This window comes from Brevundimonas sp. (assembly GCF_051860745.1).
Classification (GTDB): domain Bacteria; phylum Pseudomonadota; class Alphaproteobacteria; order Caulobacterales; family Caulobacteraceae; genus Brevundimonas.
In genome coordinates, this window is record NZ_JBHYDN010000010.1 from 38,837 (window position 1) to 54,166 (window position 15,330).

A 15,330-nucleotide genomic window follows, 5' to 3' on the forward strand; every position below is an offset into this window, starting at 1 on the left:
CGCTTCACGGTTTGAGCAGGCCTGCGAACAACCCCTCGAGCAGGGTGGTCACCAGGGTCTCCCGCTCGACCCAGTCGAAATACGGCTTGGTGATCACCAGTGACACCACGCCATGGCACCCGGCCCACAGAGCCTGGGCCGTCGTCCGGGCGTCGCCGCGCAGCAGTCCGGCCGCCTCCGCGTCCTCGACGGCGACCTCGAAGGACCGGTACAGGCCGCCGCCCAACTCCTGCGCCGCCGAAAGGGCTCCGTGCCGAAGCTCCACCGGCCGGGTCATATAGATCAGCCGGTAGGCGTTCGGATTGGCGAAGCCGAAGTCGATATAGGCCCGCAGCATGCGCCTCAGCCGCGCCTCGGGCCCGCCGGGCTCGGCCACGATCGCCTCGTTCATTTCCAGCAGGGCCGCGAACGCCTGGCGGCAGATTTCGTGGAGAATCTCGCCCTTCTCGGCGAAATGCATGTAGAGCGCGGTTGAGGACAGACCGACCTCGTCGGCGATCTTGCGGATCGTCGCCCCCTCATAGCCATGCTCGACGAAGATGCGTTCGGCCGCGGCGAGGATTTCCGCGCGACGGGCATGGCCCTCGCCCTTGGGCTTGCGCTGTGAGCGCAGGTTGAGCGGGGTGGCGAGAACAGTCACGCGAGGGCTCCGGACGTCGAGGCCTTGAATAGCGGCATTCCCCTGCCCACGCCAATCGCTTGCGGTCGGCGAAACACCAAGATAACCCTTGGTGGTGGAAGGGGCTGAGATCAGCGATCTTGACGATCGGCGGCGGGACGCCGCGCGATACGGTCCGCCGCTCGAACAGAGCGCGGCCATGCGAGGCTTCTCGCCCTTTCAGATCGTCCTGCTCACGGCGTTCACGGCCGGGCTCGCCCTCGCGCTATGGTTCTGGTCCGGCCATGTCGCCGGCTGGCTCGTCGCCCTCGCGGCCTTCGCCTTCCTCGCGGTCGCGATCTGGCGTGTCGTCCTGATCCTGCTCAGCGCCGCGCCGCTGACCGAGCCGCCGATCCCGTCGTCCTGGCCGCGCTACACCATCCTGGCGGCGCTGCATGATGAGGCCGAGATCGTCAGCCAACTGGTCGAGCGCCTTTCGCGGATCGACTACCCGGTCGACCGGCTTCAGGGCTTGCTGGTGCTGGAAGCCCATGACCATGAGACCATCGCCGCCGCGCTCGCCTCCCCTCGTCCGGACTGGCTGGACGTTCTGGTGACCCCGCCCGGCAGGCCGCAGACCAAGCCCCGTGCCCTGAACTACGCCCTGACCCAGACCACAGGCGAGCTTCTGACCGTCTACGACGCTGAGGACGCCCCCGATCCTCATCAGCTTCGCGAAGCCGCCGCACGGTTCGCCGCCGACCGCAGCGGCCGTCTGGCCTGCCTTCAGGCGCCCCTCCGCATCCGGCCCCCGGACGGCGATGGCTCCCGCTTCGTCGATCGGCAGTTCGCCGCCGAATATGCAAGTCTGTTCGAAACCATCCTCCCCGGCATGGCGCGCCTCCGCCTGCCCTTTCCACTCGGCGGAACCAGCAACCATTTCCGCATCGACGCCCTTCGTGCGGCCGGCGGCTGGGACGCATGGAATGTCACTGAGGATGCCGATCTCGGCTTTCGGCTGTGGAGCTGCGGCTGGACTCTGGGCGTGATGGCCCGCCCGACCTGGGAGACGCCGCCCGGCGGGCTGGCGCACTGGCTGCCGCAGAGAACCCGGTGGCTGAAGGGCTATCTCCAGACCTGGGGCGCGCATACCCGCAGGCCCTGGCGACTGGGTTGGCGGGGAGTCCTGGCCCTTGTGATGACCGTGGGCGCAGGCATCATCTCGGCGGCGATCCACGGCCTGACCCTGGCCTGGATGGCGGCGGCGGTGCTGGTTTCGGCCATGGCCGGCCTGCCGCCGGAAACGCCGGTGCTGGCGCTCTGCGTTCTGGTGCTCGGCGCGGCCTCGGCCTGGCTGTCCTGCGCCATCGGGGCGAGACGCGCGGGCGCAGCCTACGACGCGGGCGACATGATGAAGGCGCCGGCCTACTGGGCCCTGCTATCCCTCGCATTCGGCCACGCTGCGTGGCGTCTGGTTCTCGACCCCTTCGCCTGGGACAAGACACCTCATCGGCGCGACGCTCGGCCTGACGCGGAATCACCCGTCGCGTCCGAAGTCGAAACGCAAGACGCGCTGGACGCGACCGCGCCTCTCCGCCTATCAGCGGGTCATGCCGTCGCGCCTGAACCCGTCGCCTGAGACCCTCGTCACCCGCGCCTGGGCGGACTACGCCCTGCTGGACAGCGGCGACGGCCGCAAGCTCGAGCGTTACGGCCGCTACACCGTGGTCCGGCCCGAGCCCCAGTGCTTCTGGTCGCCGCGCGATCCCGCCGCCTTCGACGCCGCTGACGCTGTCTTCGATCCGACCGACGAGGACGAGACGGGCCGCTGGCGGTTCGCGGGGAACCCCATCGACAGCTTCCCCCTTGCCTGGCGCGACGTGCGCTTCACCGGCCGCTTCACGCCGTTTCGTCACCTCGCCTTCTTTCCCGAGCAGGCCGCTAACTGGGAGTGGCTGGACGAGCGGATCCGCCGGCTGAAGCAGCCTCGAATCCTCAACCTGTTCGGCTACACCGGGGTGGCCAGCCTCGCCTGCGCCGCCGCCGGGGCCGAGGTCACCCATGTCGACGCGTCGAAGAAGTCGGTCGCCTGGGCCCGCGAGAACGCCGGGCTCTCGGGCATGGCCGACCGTCCGATCCGCTGGATCGTTGAGGACGCCCGCAAATACGTCGCCCGCGAGGTCCGCCGCGGCTCGAAATACGACGGGATCATTCTCGATCCGCCCAAATACGGCCGCGGCCCGACCGGCGAGGTCTGGCGGCTGTTCGAGGACATGCCGGCCCTGCTCAGGGACTGCGCCGCCCTGCTGTCGGACGACGCCTCCTTCCTCCTGCTCAACGCCTATGCCGCCCGGGTCTCCGGCCTGTCGTTGGCCCACCTGATGGCGGAAGCCACCGCCGACCGGGGTGGCGTCATCGACTGGGGCGAACTGGCCCTGGCCGAGGACGGCCCGGACAGTCGCGCTATCGGATTGAGTTTCTTCGCGCGCTGGTCGGCCAAATGACCGGGCTGACAGATCGCCTGATCACCTCCCTGACCAATGACACGGTAAAGAACGTCCGCGCCCTGCATATGCGCAAGGAGCGCGAGGCGACCGGTCGGTTCCTCGCCGAGGGGCTCAAATTCATCGGTGAGGCGCTCGATCAGCAAAGAGCGCCGCGTCTGTTGATGATCGGCGAAGACGCCCGACCCCATCCGATCCTCGACCGCGCCCGCGAGTCGACCCGGGCGGCGGGCGGTGAGGTCGTGGTCGTCACCCACGCCATCCTCGAAAAGATCAGCCGTCGGGAAAACCCCCAGACGGTGCTGGGCGTCTTCGACCAGGTCTATACTCCCCTGTCGGCCATCGAACCGGCGACCGCCCCGGCCTGGGTGGCGCTGGAGCAGGTTCGCGACCCCGGCAATCTGGGCACCATCATCCGCACCGCGGATGCGGCGGGCTGCGGCGGGGTCATCCTGATCGGAGACTGCGTCGATCCCTTTTCGGTCGAGGCCGTCCGCGCCACCATGGGCTCGGTCTTCGCCGTCGCCATCGCCCGCGCCACACCCGCCGAGTTCATCGCCTGGCGCCAGACCTGGCCCGGCAGCGTCATCGGCACCCGGCTGGACGCAATCGAAGGCTATCGTGACGCGTCGATCCAGCATCCAGCCCTGATCCTGATGGGCAACGAACAGGCCGGCCTGACGGATGCGCTCGCTGAGGCCTGCGACGTCAACGTCAAGATCCCCATGCGCGGCCGGGCCGACAGCCTGAACCTGGCCGTGGCGACGGGGATCATGGTCTATGCGGTGACGGACAAGGCCTGAGCGTCGATGGGCGCATGACAGCGGATTTACTTGCCGTCCGCCAACCGACCGGCCAGCATCAGACCTCCACCGGGCACCTTCATGCGCGCACTCCTGACCCTCCTGCTCGTCCTGACGTGCGGTGTTCTTTCGGCCCGGGCGCAGACGCCGCCATCCGAACCGCTCTCCGAGGGCTTCCGTGCGGACGCCCTGTCGATCGAGGCCCTCGTCAACGCGCAGTACGCCTATCTCGACCGCTTCCCCGACGCCGCCATGCCGATGAGCCCCGTCCTGCGCGCCGAGGCCGAAGCCGTGACCGACCGCCGCTCCCTGCTGCGCTATGCCGAACACGCCGTGACGGCGCTGGCGGACCATCACGCCATCACCGGCGGCTCCTTCAATGACAGCTGGGGACTGGTCCCCAGCTATTCCGACCTCTGGATCGAGCGGGAGGGAGAAGTCTGGCGCATCACCGCCGTGCGCGAAGCCTCGCCGGCCGCCGGCGCCGGCGTGAGCCCCGGCGACAGTCTTGTCTTGGTCGGCGCAATGCCCACGGGCCAGGCCGTCGCCGCCTTCTGGGCTGATCTGGGCCTGGAGCCGACCGGAGACCGCGCCGGTTACGCCGCCCGGGTCCTCGCCGCGGGACGCCGCGACCGGCCGCGCGACTTGACGATCCGTGACGCTACCGGGGCCGAACGCCGCCTGACTCTGCCCAATCTCTATGTCGCCGGCCCCGGCGAGCGACTTCCGATCACGGCGCAGGAGGTCGACGGCGTTCTGGTGATCCGCTTCAACGACTCGCTCGGCGACAGCGACGCGGTCGCCGCCTTCGACGCCGCCATGGCCGGCGCCCGGCCGGATCTGCCCATCGTGCTGGACCTGACCGACACCCCCAGCGGCGGCAACACCGTCGTGGCCCGCTCGATCATGGGCTGGTTTGTCGACGCGCCGGCTGCCTACCAGATTCACAATCTGCCGGCCGAGGAACGTGAGACCGGCGTGCCGCGCCAGTGGATCGAACAGGTCCTCCCCCGCCCCGGCAAGCGCCACCACGGCCCCGTCACCGTCCGCGTCGGACGCTGGACCGGCAGCATGGGTGAAGGCCTCGCCATCGGCCTCGATGCGCTCGGCGCGGATGTGGTCGGCGATCCGATGGCCGGCCTGTTGGGCGCGATCTACGACCATCGCCTGGCCAACTCAGGTCTGGTGATCAAACTGCCGACCGAGCGGCTATCGGCCGTCGGTGGCACGCCGCGCGAAGCCTTCAGGCCGCGGCCGGAGTAACCGTCAGAAACTCCGCCCGTCCACCCGCTGCGCCGTCCAGCTGAACGGTTCTAGGTCGGTCAGGGTGCGGATGTTGACCGCGACCATCTGTTTGCCGCCGGCGGTCGAGCCGCGCGCGAACGACTGAACACCACAGGTCTCGCAGAACAGGTGGACGATCTTGTGGGTGTTGAACAGATATTCCGTCTGCGGGCCGTCCGCCGTCAGACGGAAGGCGTCCGGCGCGACGAAGGCCAACACCAGCCCCTTGCGGTAGCAGTGCGAGCAGTTGCACTCGATCAACCCTTCCAGGTCAGTCTCGACCTCATAGGCCACAGCGCCGCAGCGGCAGGAGCCCTCGTGGGTTTTCGTCCCAGCCGTCACGCATCCTCCAGAAGCACAACCCCGGGGGCGGATTTGAGCGCCCCCCTCAGGGCGCCGTCCAGCCGGTAGCGGCCCGGCAGTTTCAGTTCGACCTCCCGGCGGCCGTCGAGGGAGGCGATGAGCGAGACCTCCCCGCCCTTGCCCCCGGCCTTCGCGCGGTCGAGCCGGGCCTTCAATGCTTCTGCATCAGCGACCTTGGCCGAGACATGGATGCGCAGGCCCATGGCGCCGTCGTCGATCAGCGTGTCCAGCCGTGAGGCGTCGTCGCCGAAGAAGCGCACCTCGCCGTCGGCCGACTTGGCCCGCACCCGCACCATGATCGAGGCCCCGACCTCCAGCACCTCGCGGCATTTGCGCAGTTGTTCGGGCGGGAACAGGCATTCGAACTCGCCCGTAGGGTCCGAGAAGGTGACGAAGGCGAATTTCTCGCCGGATTTGGCGCTGGCCCGCTCCTGCCGCCGTCGCACCACGCCGGCCATGAGGAAGGCTTCGTGGCCGCTTTCGGCCAGGGCCGTGGCTTCGGCGACGAAGGTGACGCGCTTGCGCTTCAGGGCCGGGGCCATGTCCTCCAGCGGGTGGCCGGACAGATAGAAGCCGACGGCGGCCAGTTCCTGATCCAGCTTCTCCGGCCCGACCCAGGGCTCGACCGGCTTCAGCCGCGGCCGCGCGGCGCCGGCCTGGTCGCCGCCGAACAGCGACACCTGCGACGAGGCCCGCTCGGCCGCGACGCTCTGGCAATAGGCCATCAGGGTGTCAGCCTGCTCGACCAACTGGCGGCGGTTCGAGTGGAAACTGTCGAAAGCCCCGGCGCGGGCGAGGTTCTCAAGCGCCCGCTTGTTGACGCTGCGGGGATCGACGCGTTCGAGGAAGTCGAAGATGTCGGTGAAACGGCCGCCGGTCTCGCGCACCTCGACCAGATGTTTCATCGCCTCCAGCCCGACGTTGCGGATGGCGCCCAACGCATACAGAACTGACCCGACGCCGTCGTCCCAGGCTACGTCGAAATCGGCCGAGGACCGGTTCACGTCCGGGGCCTTGACCGGCACTTCGAACCGTCGGCAATCCTGATAGAAGACAGCCAGTTTGTCGGTATTACTGAGATCGAGACTCATGGATGCGGCCATGAACTCGACGGCATGATTGGCCTTCAGCCAGCCGGTCTGGAAGCTGATCAGCGCATAGGCGGCGGCGTGCGACTTGTTGAAGCCGTAGCCGGCGAATTTGGCCACCAGATCGAAGATGAATCCGGACTGCTCCTCAGAAACGCCCTTGCCTGACGCGCCCTCGACGAAGCGCGCCCGCTGGAAATCCATCTCCTCCTTCTTCTTCTTGCCCATCGCCCGACGCAGCAGATCGGCCTCGCCCAGCGAATAGCCGGCCAGGACCTGGGCGATCTTCATCACCTGCTCCTGGTAGATGATGACGCCATAGGTCTCGGTCAGCACCTCGACCAACGAGGGGTGCAGGCAATCGACCTCCTGCCGCCCGAATTTCCGGTCGATATAGGTGTCGATCATCTCCATCGGCCCGGGCCGGTAGAGGGAGATCAGCGCGGTGATTTCCTCGATCGAGCCACAGTGCATCTTGCGCAGGGTGTCGCGCATGCCCTGGGATTCCAGCTGAAACACCCCGACCGTCTGGCCCGAGGCCATCAGCTCGTAGGTTTTCGGGTCGTCCAGCGGCAGGCTGTTCCAGTCGACCGCCGCCCCGCGCCGCTCCAGATAGATCCGGGCGCGGTCAAGCACCGTCAGGGTCTTCAGCCCGAGAAAGTCGAACTTCACCAGACCGGCCGCCTCGACCCATTTCATGTTGAATTGGCTGGCCGGGATGGTCGAGCGCGGGTCCTGGTACAGCGGGACGAGCTCGGTCAGGGGGCGGTCGCCGATGACGATGCCGGCGGCGTGGGTCGAGGCGTTGCGGTACAGCCCCTCCAGCTCCAGCGCCGTGTCCAGCAGGGTGCGCACCGCCGCCTCGGAATCGCGGGCCTCGCGCAGGCGCGGCTCGATCTCGATGGCTTGGGCGAGGGTCACGGGATTGGCGGGGTTGGCCGGCACCATCTTGGCCAGCCGGTCGACCTGCCCCAGCGGCATCTGCAGCACCCGGCCGACGTCGCGCAGCACGGCCCGCGCCTGCAGGGTGCCGAAGGTGATGATCTGCGCCACCCGGTCCTTGCCGTAGCGCTGCTGCACATAGTCGATCACCTCCTCCCGCCGCTCCTGGCAGAAGTCGATGTCGAAGTCGGGCATGGAGACCCGTTCGGGGTTCAGGAACCGCTCGAACAGCAGGCCGAACCGCAGCGGGTCGAGGTCGGTGATGGTCAGGGCCCAGGCCACCAGCGAACCCGCGCCGGAGCCGCGGCCCGGCCCCACGGGAATGCCGTGGTTCTTGGCCCATTTGATGAAGTCCGACACGATCAGGAAATAGCCGGGGAAGCCCATCTGCTGGATGATCCCGACCTCCCATTCGAGGCGGGTCCAGTATTCGGCCTCGGGCGCCACGGGCGTCACGGCCTGTAACCGCGCCTTCAGCCCCTCGCGGGCCTGATGCATCAACTCCTCGGGCTCGGTCCGCCCGGCCCCGGCCTCGAACCGCGGCAGGATCGGCGCGCGGGTGGGGACAAGGAAGGCGCAGCGCCGGGCGATCTCCACCGTCGTGCCGCAGGCCTCGGGCAGGTCGGCGAACAGTTCGCGCATCGCCGCGGCCGGCTTGAACCAGTGTTCCCCGGTGATCCGCCGCCGATCCTCCTGACCGGTGAAGGCGCCGTCGGCGATGCACAGCAGGGCGTCATGCGACTTCGCCTGCGCCGCCTTGGCGTAATGGACGTCGTTCGTGGCGACCAGCGGCGTGTCATGGGCATAGGCCCACTCCACCAGCCCCCGCTCCGCCTGCCGCTCGCTGGCCAGGCCGTGGCGTTGCAGCTCGACATACATGCGGTCGCCGAACACCCGCGCCATTTCGTCCAGAGCCGCGTTCGCATCGGCCGCCTTGCCCTGGACGAACAGGGGGTCGACCGGCCCGTCCGGCCCGCCCGACAGCAGGATCAGGCCCTCGGACCGTTCCGCCACCATGGACCAGGGCACGCCGGGCTCATCCATCGAGCCCGCGCCGAGATAGGCCGACGACGACAGGGCGCACAGGTTCAGCCACCCGGCCTCGTTCTGGACCAGCAGCACCACGGTCGGGACCCTGGCCCAGCGCTCGTTGATCTTGCCGCCGATCCCGGTCACCGGCAGGGCGCAGGCCACGATCGGCTGCACGCCGGCGGCCTTGGCGGCTTCCGAGAACTCCAGCGCCCCGAACAGATTGACCCGGTCCGCCACGCCCACCGCCGGCATGCCCGCATCCGCCGCCAGGGTCGCGACCTTGCCCGCCTTGATCGCGCCTTCCAGCAGTGAATAGGCTGAGCGGACCCTCAGATGGATGAATTGCGCGGCTATAGCGGCGGTTGAGATGACCAGACCCTCTTTGAGCTGGCCCATTCCCGACTCACGAGATCAGAAACGCCGCCTGCCACGCCATCCAAACGAAGCCGCCGCACGACGCAAGCGACAGCATATCCCTCACCCAACGCGCCATGATCTTGTCCCCAGATTGCGTGTTCTGGCTATGTTCTATGTTGCGGGTTTGTTCTCTGTCAAGGCCAGATGTGAGACGACACATCCGGCCCGGACGCGCTACACTTCACCAACGCCCCGAGTCACCCGCCCTCCCGGCGGCAGGCGGCGCAGGAGTTCCGGTCATGGCCAAGGGTCAAGTCAAGAGCAACAAGGAAGCCCGCAAACCCAAGGCCGAAAAGCCCAAGCCGGCGGTGTCCGTCGGCAGCTCGCCCTTCACCACCCCGCCCGGCAAGAAGTAGGGTTCAGACGCCCTTCTCCACACCGGGGAAGAAGGGACTGATGACGTCAGTGCGGCCAGGCCTCGTCCTGTCGCCTCAGCCGCTGCTCGCACTCCGCCACGCCGGCGGCGACCTCGACCGCCGCGTACAGGTCCCTCGCCGCCGTCCATGCAGCGATCGCTGGCTCCTCGCGCCGCAACTGGTCGAGCGCCAGGGCCTTCAGGCGCAAGGCGTTGGCCATGTCCAGCGACGCTCCCTTCCCGTTTGCTCCATAAAGGGCCGCCGCCTGTTCGGCATGGGCCAGCGCCTGTTCCGGATGGTCGGCCTCGCGGTCGAGATCGGACAGGTGGCGCAGGGCATGGGCCTGAAGCACGGGCGCCCCGCTCTCGCGGCTGAGGGCGGCGGCGCGGGCATAGGCGTTGCGGGCGTCCCCCGCCCTGCCCTCGGCTGCGGCTTCCCGCGCCATGGTCAGATGGGCTTCGATGGCGTCAGTCATCGGATGACCTTAGCACGCCGGCTTCAGTAGGCGTGGCTCTCCGCCGGCCGCTCTTCCAGATGGCCGTCCTTGAGGGCGAAGACCCGGTCCATATGCCCCGCCAGTTCCATGTTGTGGGTGGCGATCAGGGCGGCGACGCCGGTGTCCTTGACCAGTCGGTGCAGGGCCTCGAACACGGTCTGGCTGGTGGCGGGGTCGAGGTTGCCGGTCGGCTCGTCGGCCAGCAGCAGGCGCGGACGATTGGCCAGGGCGCGGGCCACGGCGACACGCTGCTGCTCCCCTCCCGACAGCTGGGCCGGCTGGTGGGTCAGGCGCTCGCCGAGGCCGAGCGCGGTCAGCACCTCGCTGGCCCGTTCGCGGGCCTGGACCTGTCCGACGCCGGCGATACGCAGCGGCAGGGCGACGTTGTCGCGCGCGTCGAACTCGGCCAGCAGATGGTGGAACTGATAGACAAAGCCGATGCTGGCGAGGCGGATATGGGTCCGGGCCCGCTCGTCGAGGCCGCCGACGTCCGCGCCGTCGATGCGGATTTCGCCCGAGGTCGGGCGCTCCAGCAGGCCGGCGGCGTGCAGCAGGCTGGACTTGCCCGAGCCCGACGGGCCGATCAGGCCGACGACCTCGCCGGGCATGACGTCGAGATCGACGCCCTTCAGCACGGTCAGGCCGCCCGAGGCGGTCTCATAGGTGCGGGTGACATTCCTTACGGAAAGGACGGGGCGCACCGAGTGGACGGGGGCCTTACTCATAACGAAGCGCCTCAACCGGATCCATTTTCGCGGCCCGCCACGACGGCAGCAGCGAGGCCACGCACGACATGAAGACGGACCACAGCGTCACCCAGACCACGTCCATGGCGTCGACCTCGGCCGGGATAGAGTCGAGCATGTAGACGTCGGCGTTGAACAGCTGGACCTGGAATAGCCACTCGAGGAAATGCTGGATCGCGCCGATGTTGAGGCAGAACACCAGCCCCAGCACCAGACCTGTGATCGTCCCCGCCACGCCGATCGCGGCGCCGGCGATGAAGAAGATGCGCAGCATCGACGACTGGCTGGCCCCGACAGTCCGCAGGATGGCGATGTCGCGGGTCTTGTTCTTCACCAGCATGACGATGCCGGAGATGATGTTCAGGGCGGCGATGGCCACGACGAGGCCGAGGATGATGCTCATGGCCACCCGCTCGACCTTCAGCGCGCCCCAGAAGGCGGCCAGCCGGTCGCGCCAGTCGCTGACGATGGCGCTCGGCCCCGAGGCCGCGCGCACAGCCTGGGTCAGGTCGCCGACCCGGTCGGGCTCCTCGACCTTCAGCTCGATGACGTCCCAGACACCCTCCTTGCCGAAGAACAGCTGGGCCTGCTCCAGCGGCATGAACAGGAAGGCGCGGTCGAAGTCGGCCGTGCCCGAGGTGAACACCCCGCCGATGCGATAGGTCTTCTCCAGCCCGCCCAGATTGCCGAAGGCGCTGTCAGCGCCGGTGGGCGAGTACAGGGTGATCGGGTCGCCGACCCTCAGTCCCATGCTCTCGGCCAACGCCTTGCCGATCAGGATATTGTCGCCGCCGTATGCGCCCTGGCCGAAGGCGCGACGCGCCTCGGGCGTCAGGCTGTCGAAGACATAGGACATGGAGTCCAGGTCCTGCGGACGGATGCCGCGCACGAAGGCGCCGGTCGTCTGGCCGGCGGCCCGCACAAGCGCCTGGTTCTCGGTCAGGGGCGAGACGCTGACCACACCGGGGACGGCGGCGATGCGCGCAAGGGCGGCCTCGCGGTCGGGATCAACCAACACCTGTCCCTGGACGTACATATGACCGTTGAAGGACAGCATCCGGTCGAGCAGTTCGTTCCTGAACCCGGCCATGATGCTCATGACGATGATCAGGGCCATGACCGCCAGAGCGATGGCGACATAGGAGATGATGGCGATCAGGGCGATGCCGCCCTCTTTCCGCCGGGCGCGCAGATAGCGCAGCGCCAGCTCGAACTCCCAGGCCGAGAAGGGACCGGCGGGTTTGGTCGGCTTCAGGGCCGCCGGGACGTCCGTCATCCGCGCACCCTCGCCAGCGCCTCGTGCAGCGGGATCGAGACCTTCTCGCCGGTCGCGCGGCGCTTCAGCTCAACCAGACCCTCGGCCACGCCCTTGGGACCGATGGTCAGCTGCCAGGGAATGCCGATCAGATCAGCGGTGGCGAATTTCCCGCCCGGCCGTTCGTCGGTGTCGTCGTAGAGGACGTCCTTGCCGAGCGCCTCCAGCCTGGCGACCGCCTCCTCGCAGGCGGCGCAGACGGCCTCGTCATTGGCCCGCAGATTGATGACCACCACGTCGAACGGGGCCACGGAGTCGGGCCAGATGATGCCGCTGTCGTCGTGGCTGGCCTCGATGATGGCGCCCAGCAGGCGCGAGACGCCGACGCCATAGCTGCCCATATGGACGTCTGTGTCCTTGCCGTCCGGCCCGGCGACCCTGGCCTTCATCGGCGCCGAGTATTTGGTGCCGAAATAGAAGATGTGGCCGACCTCGATACCGCGCGCGGTCAGGCGGTCGCCCTCCGGGGTCTCGCTCTCGAAACGGGCGGCGTCGTGCATTTCCTCGGTGGCGGCGTAGAGCCCCGTCCGCTCGTCGACGATGGCCTGCAACTCGTCCCAGTCCACGCCGGAACCCGGCGCCGGCATCTCGACCAGCTTGCGGTCGCAGAACACCTGGCTCTCGCCGGTGTCGGCCAGGACGATGAACTCGTGGCTCAGGTCGCCGCCGATCGGCCCGGTGTCGGCGCGCATCGGCACCGCCTTCAGCCCCATGCGGGCGAAGGTGTTCAGATAGGCGACAAACATCCGGTTATAGGCCTTGCGCGCCGAGGCCTCGTCGATGTCGAACGAATAGGCGTCCTTCATCAGGAACTCCCGACCGCGCATGACGCCGAACCGCGGACGACGCTCGTCGCGGAATTTCCACTGGATGTGAAACAGGTTCAGCGGTAGCGCCTTGTAGCTCTTCACGAAGCCGCGGAAGATGTCGGTGATCATCTCCTCATTGGTGGGGCCGTACAGAAGCTCGCGCTCGTGCCGGTCGGTGATGCGCAGCATCTCGGGGCCGTAGGCGTCATAGCGGCCCGACTCGCGCCAAAGGTCGGCCAGTTGCAGGGTGGGCATCAGCAGCTCGACAGCCCCCGCCCGCTCCTGCTCCTCGCGCACGATCTGCTCGATCCTGTTCAGCACCCGCAGACCGAGCGGCAGCCAGGCATAGATGCCCGCGGCCTCCTGTTTGATCAGGCCGGCGCGCAGCATCAGCTTGTGCGAAACGATCTGGGCGTCCGAGGGCGCCTCTTTGAGCGTGGGCAGGAAATAGCGCGACAGGCGCATGGGCAGAATCCGGCGTGGGAGGCGTGGGACACGAGCTTTAGCCGCTCGTAAGGGGCGAAAGCTAGGCGGTCATCACAAACGCGCGGAACCGCTCAGGGATGCGGGCGAGCAATCCCGTATCGGGCAGCCAGATAGGGGATGATGGCGCCGTCCTGAAGGAAGCGTCGGCCGGTCGTCTCTGATGTCTCCGCTTCGGGCCAGTCGAACACCCCGTCCAGCACCAGGATCGGGCAACTCTGATGGTCCTCACCGACCAGATCGATCACCGGAGGCCGCGGCCGCGGGTGGTCGAGATAGACGATCTCCAGCTGGTCGCGCAGCATGGGATGAAAGGACAGCACGCCCTCGACGACCGCGCCGGCGGGGCAGTACCACGGCCCGCCCTGATCGTCGGTCCAGCCGGGATTGAGCAGGAACAGCCGATCGGTCATGCGGTCGGCGGCGTGAGATCGGGCAAGGGCATCCAGCCGACATAGACCAGCGCCATCACCAGCACCCACAGCAGGGCCGAAACCCAGGTCGTGGTGATGAATTTGCGTTTCAGGTCCGGCTTGTCCGGCGCCCCCCACTGCGCCCCGTCGGTCGGCGGCTCATGCCGTTCCTGCGAGGTCCCCAACGGCAGGACCGCGAACAGCACCGTCCACCAGCAGATGATGTAGACGCCCAGCATGGTGATCCAACCGATCGGCATCAGTGCGCTCCGTCTTTGGGCGTTTCCATCAGTTCAACCAGCACTCCGCCCATGTCCTTCGGATGGACAAAGAGGATCAGCGTGCCATGGGCCCCGATGCGCGGCTCGCCCGTGCCGAGGATCGTCGCGCCCTTGGCTCGCAGGGCGTCGCGCGCGGCGAGGATGTCCTCAACCTCGAAACAGACGTGATGCTGCCCGCCCTTGGGGTTCTTCGCGAGGAACCCATGGATCGGGCTGTCGTCGCCCAGCGGCTCGATCAGCTCGATCTGGGCGTTGGGCAGGTCGACGAAACAGACCCGCACCCCCTGCGCCGGCAGGTCGAACGGCGCATGCGCCTTGGTCGCGCCGAGCAGGTCGCGATACATCGCGACGCTGGCCTCGATGGATGGCGTGGCGACGCCGACGTGGTTCAGTCTTCCGATCATACGGGTGCTTTAGCCGGTGTCGGGCCCGCGGAGAAGGCGGACCGTTCGCCGCGCCGGAGCGATTGACGCCCTCTGCATTTCCCTGTCCGCTGGGCGGGACCGGTCGACGTCCATTCGGAGCGGTCCCGAACCGGAGACACCTCGAATGATTCGCTTGTGGCTGGCTGTCGCGGCGTTCCAGCAGACGCCCATGGTTGAGGTGAGGCGCGAACGTATCGAGCTGACGCCTGACCAGCAAAGTGTGTTCGAAGCTGTGTCCCGGTTCGGCTCCAGCGTCGGACGCTGCCGCCGGCATATGCCGACGGACCAGGTCGCGGCGTTCGAGGCAGACAGGCCTTCCGCCCTTCCGGAAGATCAGCCCGGCGGGCAGGCGATTCTCGATCAAATTTTCTTCATGTCCTATCAGCAGGGCGCGCAGGGCGCCGACGCCCGGACGATCCGCCGCGATCGTTGCGAAGTCATGGTGGCGGACTCCGGGGCGATGGTCGTTGATGCTGAACCCCTGATTCCCGCGGTCGAAGCGGACATGCCGCCTGTGTCGGAGAGAGTCTGGGCCGGCTTCATTCCTGCCAGCGCCCGCGCACCCGGCAGACCTCCGCGCGCCATCGAACCGCTCAGGGCGCCAGCCGCGCCAGAACGGGCAATGAGGCCGAACGCTGTCTCAAGGCCTCCGACCTGGGCCGAAACACCCCGGCTGGCCATGCCGGCGGCTGCGCGCAACCTGCTCAGGGAGGGCTCCGCCCATATCGAATGCATCGTCACGGTCGAGGGTCGGGCGCGAGCGTGCCAACTGCTGCGGGAATCCGTTGAAGGCATGGGTTTGGGCGAAGCCGCGCTGGCTGCCGAGGGCGCCTATCGCTTCCACCCCCGGACCATCGATGGACAGCCCGTCGAGGCGCGCGCCACCTTTGCGATCCGGTTCAGGAACGAGGATCGGGTCATCGAGGTCCAGTAGGAATGAGCGCGCCGCCCACCGCGATGGGCGGCGCGGCCCCG

The 15,330-nt window shown here is 68.0% G+C and carries 16 protein-coding genes; 6 read left to right on the plus strand and 10 right to left on the minus strand.

The window, feature by feature from the left end:
* Positions 1–4: 4 nt before the first annotated feature.
* Positions 5–640: a TetR/AcrR family transcriptional regulator gene (locus ACTIEW_RS11675; RefSeq protein WP_439478076.1), complete on the minus strand. Its 636-nt coding sequence runs from the start codon at positions 638–640 to the stop codon at positions 5–7.
* A gap of 91 nt (positions 641–731) precedes the next feature.
* On the opposite strand from ACTIEW_RS11675, the gene ACTIEW_RS11680 reads away from it, so the two are divergent.
* From ACTIEW_RS11680 to ACTIEW_RS11695, 4 genes are all read left to right on the plus strand, one after another.
* Entirely contained in the window at positions 732–2,237 is a 1,506-nt protein-coding gene (locus tag ACTIEW_RS11680) for a glycosyltransferase family 2 protein (protein ID WP_439478077.1), read from the plus strand.
* A complete protein-coding gene (locus ACTIEW_RS11685) occupies positions 2,209–3,102 on the plus strand; it encodes a class I SAM-dependent methyltransferase (RefSeq protein WP_439478078.1) in 894 nt (297 codons plus the stop codon). The genes ACTIEW_RS11680 and ACTIEW_RS11685 overlap by 29 nt, the downstream gene beginning before the upstream one ends.
* Complete coding sequence (locus tag ACTIEW_RS11690) at positions 3,099–3,905, plus strand: TrmH family RNA methyltransferase (RefSeq protein WP_439478079.1); 807 nt, start codon at positions 3,099–3,101, stop codon at positions 3,903–3,905. Before ACTIEW_RS11685 ends, ACTIEW_RS11690 begins: the two co-directional genes overlap by 4 nt.
* Positions 3,906–3,986: 81 nt before the next feature.
* The gene (locus tag ACTIEW_RS11695; RefSeq protein WP_439478080.1) at positions 3,987–5,168 is read left to right on the plus strand and encodes a S41 family peptidase; all 1,182 of its coding nucleotides are present in this window, start codon (positions 3,987–3,989) and stop codon (positions 5,166–5,168) included.
* 3 nt (positions 5,169–5,171) lie between these two features.
* Here ACTIEW_RS11695 and ACTIEW_RS11700 read toward each other — a convergent pair whose 3' ends face one another.
* Both ACTIEW_RS11700 and dnaE read right to left on the minus strand, forming a co-directional pair.
* Entirely contained in the window at positions 5,172–5,531 is a 360-nt protein-coding gene (locus tag ACTIEW_RS11700; RefSeq protein WP_439478081.1) for a GFA family protein, read from the minus strand.
* The gene (gene dnaE / locus ACTIEW_RS11705) at positions 5,528–9,010 is read right to left on the minus strand and encodes a DNA polymerase III subunit alpha (RefSeq protein ID WP_439478082.1); all 3,483 of its coding nucleotides are present in this window, start codon (positions 9,008–9,010) and stop codon (positions 5,528–5,530) included. Before dnaE ends, ACTIEW_RS11700 begins: the two co-directional genes overlap by 4 nt.
* A gap of 260 nt (positions 9,011–9,270) precedes the next feature.
* Here dnaE and ACTIEW_RS11710 point away from each other — a divergent pair, with 260 nt between their 5' ends.
* On the plus strand, positions 9,271–9,387 hold the full coding sequence (locus tag ACTIEW_RS11710) for a hypothetical protein (protein WP_439478083.1): 117 nt from the start codon (positions 9,271–9,273) through the stop codon (positions 9,385–9,387).
* A 46-nt stretch (positions 9,388–9,433) separates the two neighbouring features.
* Here ACTIEW_RS11710 and ACTIEW_RS11715 read toward each other — a convergent pair whose 3' ends face one another.
* The 7 genes from ACTIEW_RS11715 to mce all read right to left on the minus strand — a co-directional run bounded on the left by ACTIEW_RS11715 (position 9,434) and on the right by mce (position 14,334).
* Positions 9,434–9,862, minus strand: coding sequence for a hypothetical protein (locus tag ACTIEW_RS11715; protein WP_439478084.1), 429 nt, complete (start codon positions 9,860–9,862; stop codon positions 9,434–9,436).
* A 23-nt stretch (positions 9,863–9,885) separates the two neighbouring features.
* A complete protein-coding gene (locus tag ACTIEW_RS11720) occupies positions 9,886–10,608 on the minus strand; it encodes an ABC transporter ATP-binding protein (protein WP_439478085.1) in 723 nt (240 codons plus the stop codon).
* Entirely contained in the window at positions 10,601–11,905 is a 1,305-nt protein-coding gene (locus tag ACTIEW_RS11725) for a lipoprotein-releasing ABC transporter permease subunit (protein ID WP_439478086.1), read from the minus strand. Before ACTIEW_RS11725 ends, ACTIEW_RS11720 begins: the two co-directional genes overlap by 8 nt.
* Positions 11,902–13,218 carry a proline--tRNA ligase gene (gene proS, locus ACTIEW_RS11730; protein WP_439478087.1) on the minus strand — a complete coding sequence of 439 codons (1,317 nt, stop codon included), beginning with the start codon at positions 13,216–13,218 and terminating at the stop codon, positions 11,902–11,904. Before proS ends, ACTIEW_RS11725 begins: the two co-directional genes overlap by 4 nt.
* A gap of 92 nt (positions 13,219–13,310) precedes the next feature.
* Positions 13,311–13,649 carry a DUF3088 family protein gene (locus ACTIEW_RS11735; RefSeq protein WP_439478088.1) on the minus strand — a complete coding sequence of 113 codons (339 nt, stop codon included), beginning with the start codon at positions 13,647–13,649 and terminating at the stop codon, positions 13,311–13,313.
* Entirely contained in the window at positions 13,646–13,909 is a 264-nt protein-coding gene (locus ACTIEW_RS11740; RefSeq protein WP_439478089.1) for a DUF1467 family protein, read from the minus strand. The genes ACTIEW_RS11735 and ACTIEW_RS11740 overlap by 4 nt, the downstream gene beginning before the upstream one ends.
* Positions 13,909–14,334, minus strand: a complete 426-nt coding sequence (mce, locus tag ACTIEW_RS11745; RefSeq protein ID WP_439478090.1) for a methylmalonyl-CoA epimerase — start codon at positions 14,332–14,334, stop codon at positions 13,909–13,911. Before mce ends, ACTIEW_RS11740 begins: the two co-directional genes overlap by 1 nt.
* 145 nt (positions 14,335–14,479) lie before the next feature.
* Between mce and ACTIEW_RS11750 the strand changes: the two genes are divergently transcribed.
* Positions 14,480–15,289, plus strand: coding sequence for a TonB family protein (locus ACTIEW_RS11750; RefSeq protein WP_439478091.1), 810 nt, complete (start codon positions 14,480–14,482; stop codon positions 15,287–15,289).
* Positions 15,290–15,330 lie beyond the last annotated feature (41 nt).

Bases quoted from the DNA above. Each gene is read 5' to 3' on its own strand.
- ACTIEW_RS11685 (WP_439478078.1), top strand. From the start codon at position 2,209: ATGCCGTCGCGCCTGAACCCGTCGCCTGAGACCCTCGTCACCCGCGCC.
- ACTIEW_RS11690 (WP_439478079.1), top strand. From the start codon at position 3,099: ATGACCGGGCTGACAGATCGCCTGATCACCTCCCTGACCAATGACACG.
- ACTIEW_RS11695 (WP_439478080.1), top strand. From the start codon at position 3,987: ATGCGCGCACTCCTGACCCTCCTGCTCGTCCTGACGTGCGGTGTTCTT.
- dnaE (WP_439478082.1), bottom strand. From the start codon at position 9,010: ATGGGCCAGCTCAAAGAGGGTCTGGTCATCTCAACCGCCGCTATAGCC.
- ACTIEW_RS11710 (WP_439478083.1), top strand. From the start codon at position 9,271: ATGGCCAAGGGTCAAGTCAAGAGCAACAAGGAAGCCCGCAAACCCAAG.
- ACTIEW_RS11715 (WP_439478084.1), bottom strand. From the start codon at position 9,862: ATGACTGACGCCATCGAAGCCCATCTGACCATGGCGCGGGAAGCCGCA.
- ACTIEW_RS11720 (WP_439478085.1), bottom strand. From the start codon at position 10,608: ATGAGTAAGGCCCCCGTCCACTCGGTGCGCCCCGTCCTTTCCGTAAGG.
- ACTIEW_RS11725 (WP_439478086.1), bottom strand. From the start codon at position 11,905: ATGACGGACGTCCCGGCGGCCCTGAAGCCGACCAAACCCGCCGGTCCC.
- proS (WP_439478087.1), bottom strand. From the start codon at position 13,218: ATGCGCCTGTCGCGCTATTTCCTGCCCACGCTCAAAGAGGCGCCCTCG.
- ACTIEW_RS11735 (WP_439478088.1), bottom strand. From the start codon at position 13,649: ATGACCGATCGGCTGTTCCTGCTCAATCCCGGCTGGACCGACGATCAG.
- ACTIEW_RS11740 (WP_439478089.1), bottom strand. From the start codon at position 13,909: ATGCCGATCGGTTGGATCACCATGCTGGGCGTCTACATCATCTGCTGG.
- mce (WP_439478090.1), bottom strand. From the start codon at position 14,334: ATGATCGGAAGACTGAACCACGTCGGCGTCGCCACGCCATCCATCGAG.
- ACTIEW_RS11750 (WP_439478091.1), top strand. From the start codon at position 14,480: ATGATTCGCTTGTGGCTGGCTGTCGCGGCGTTCCAGCAGACGCCCATG.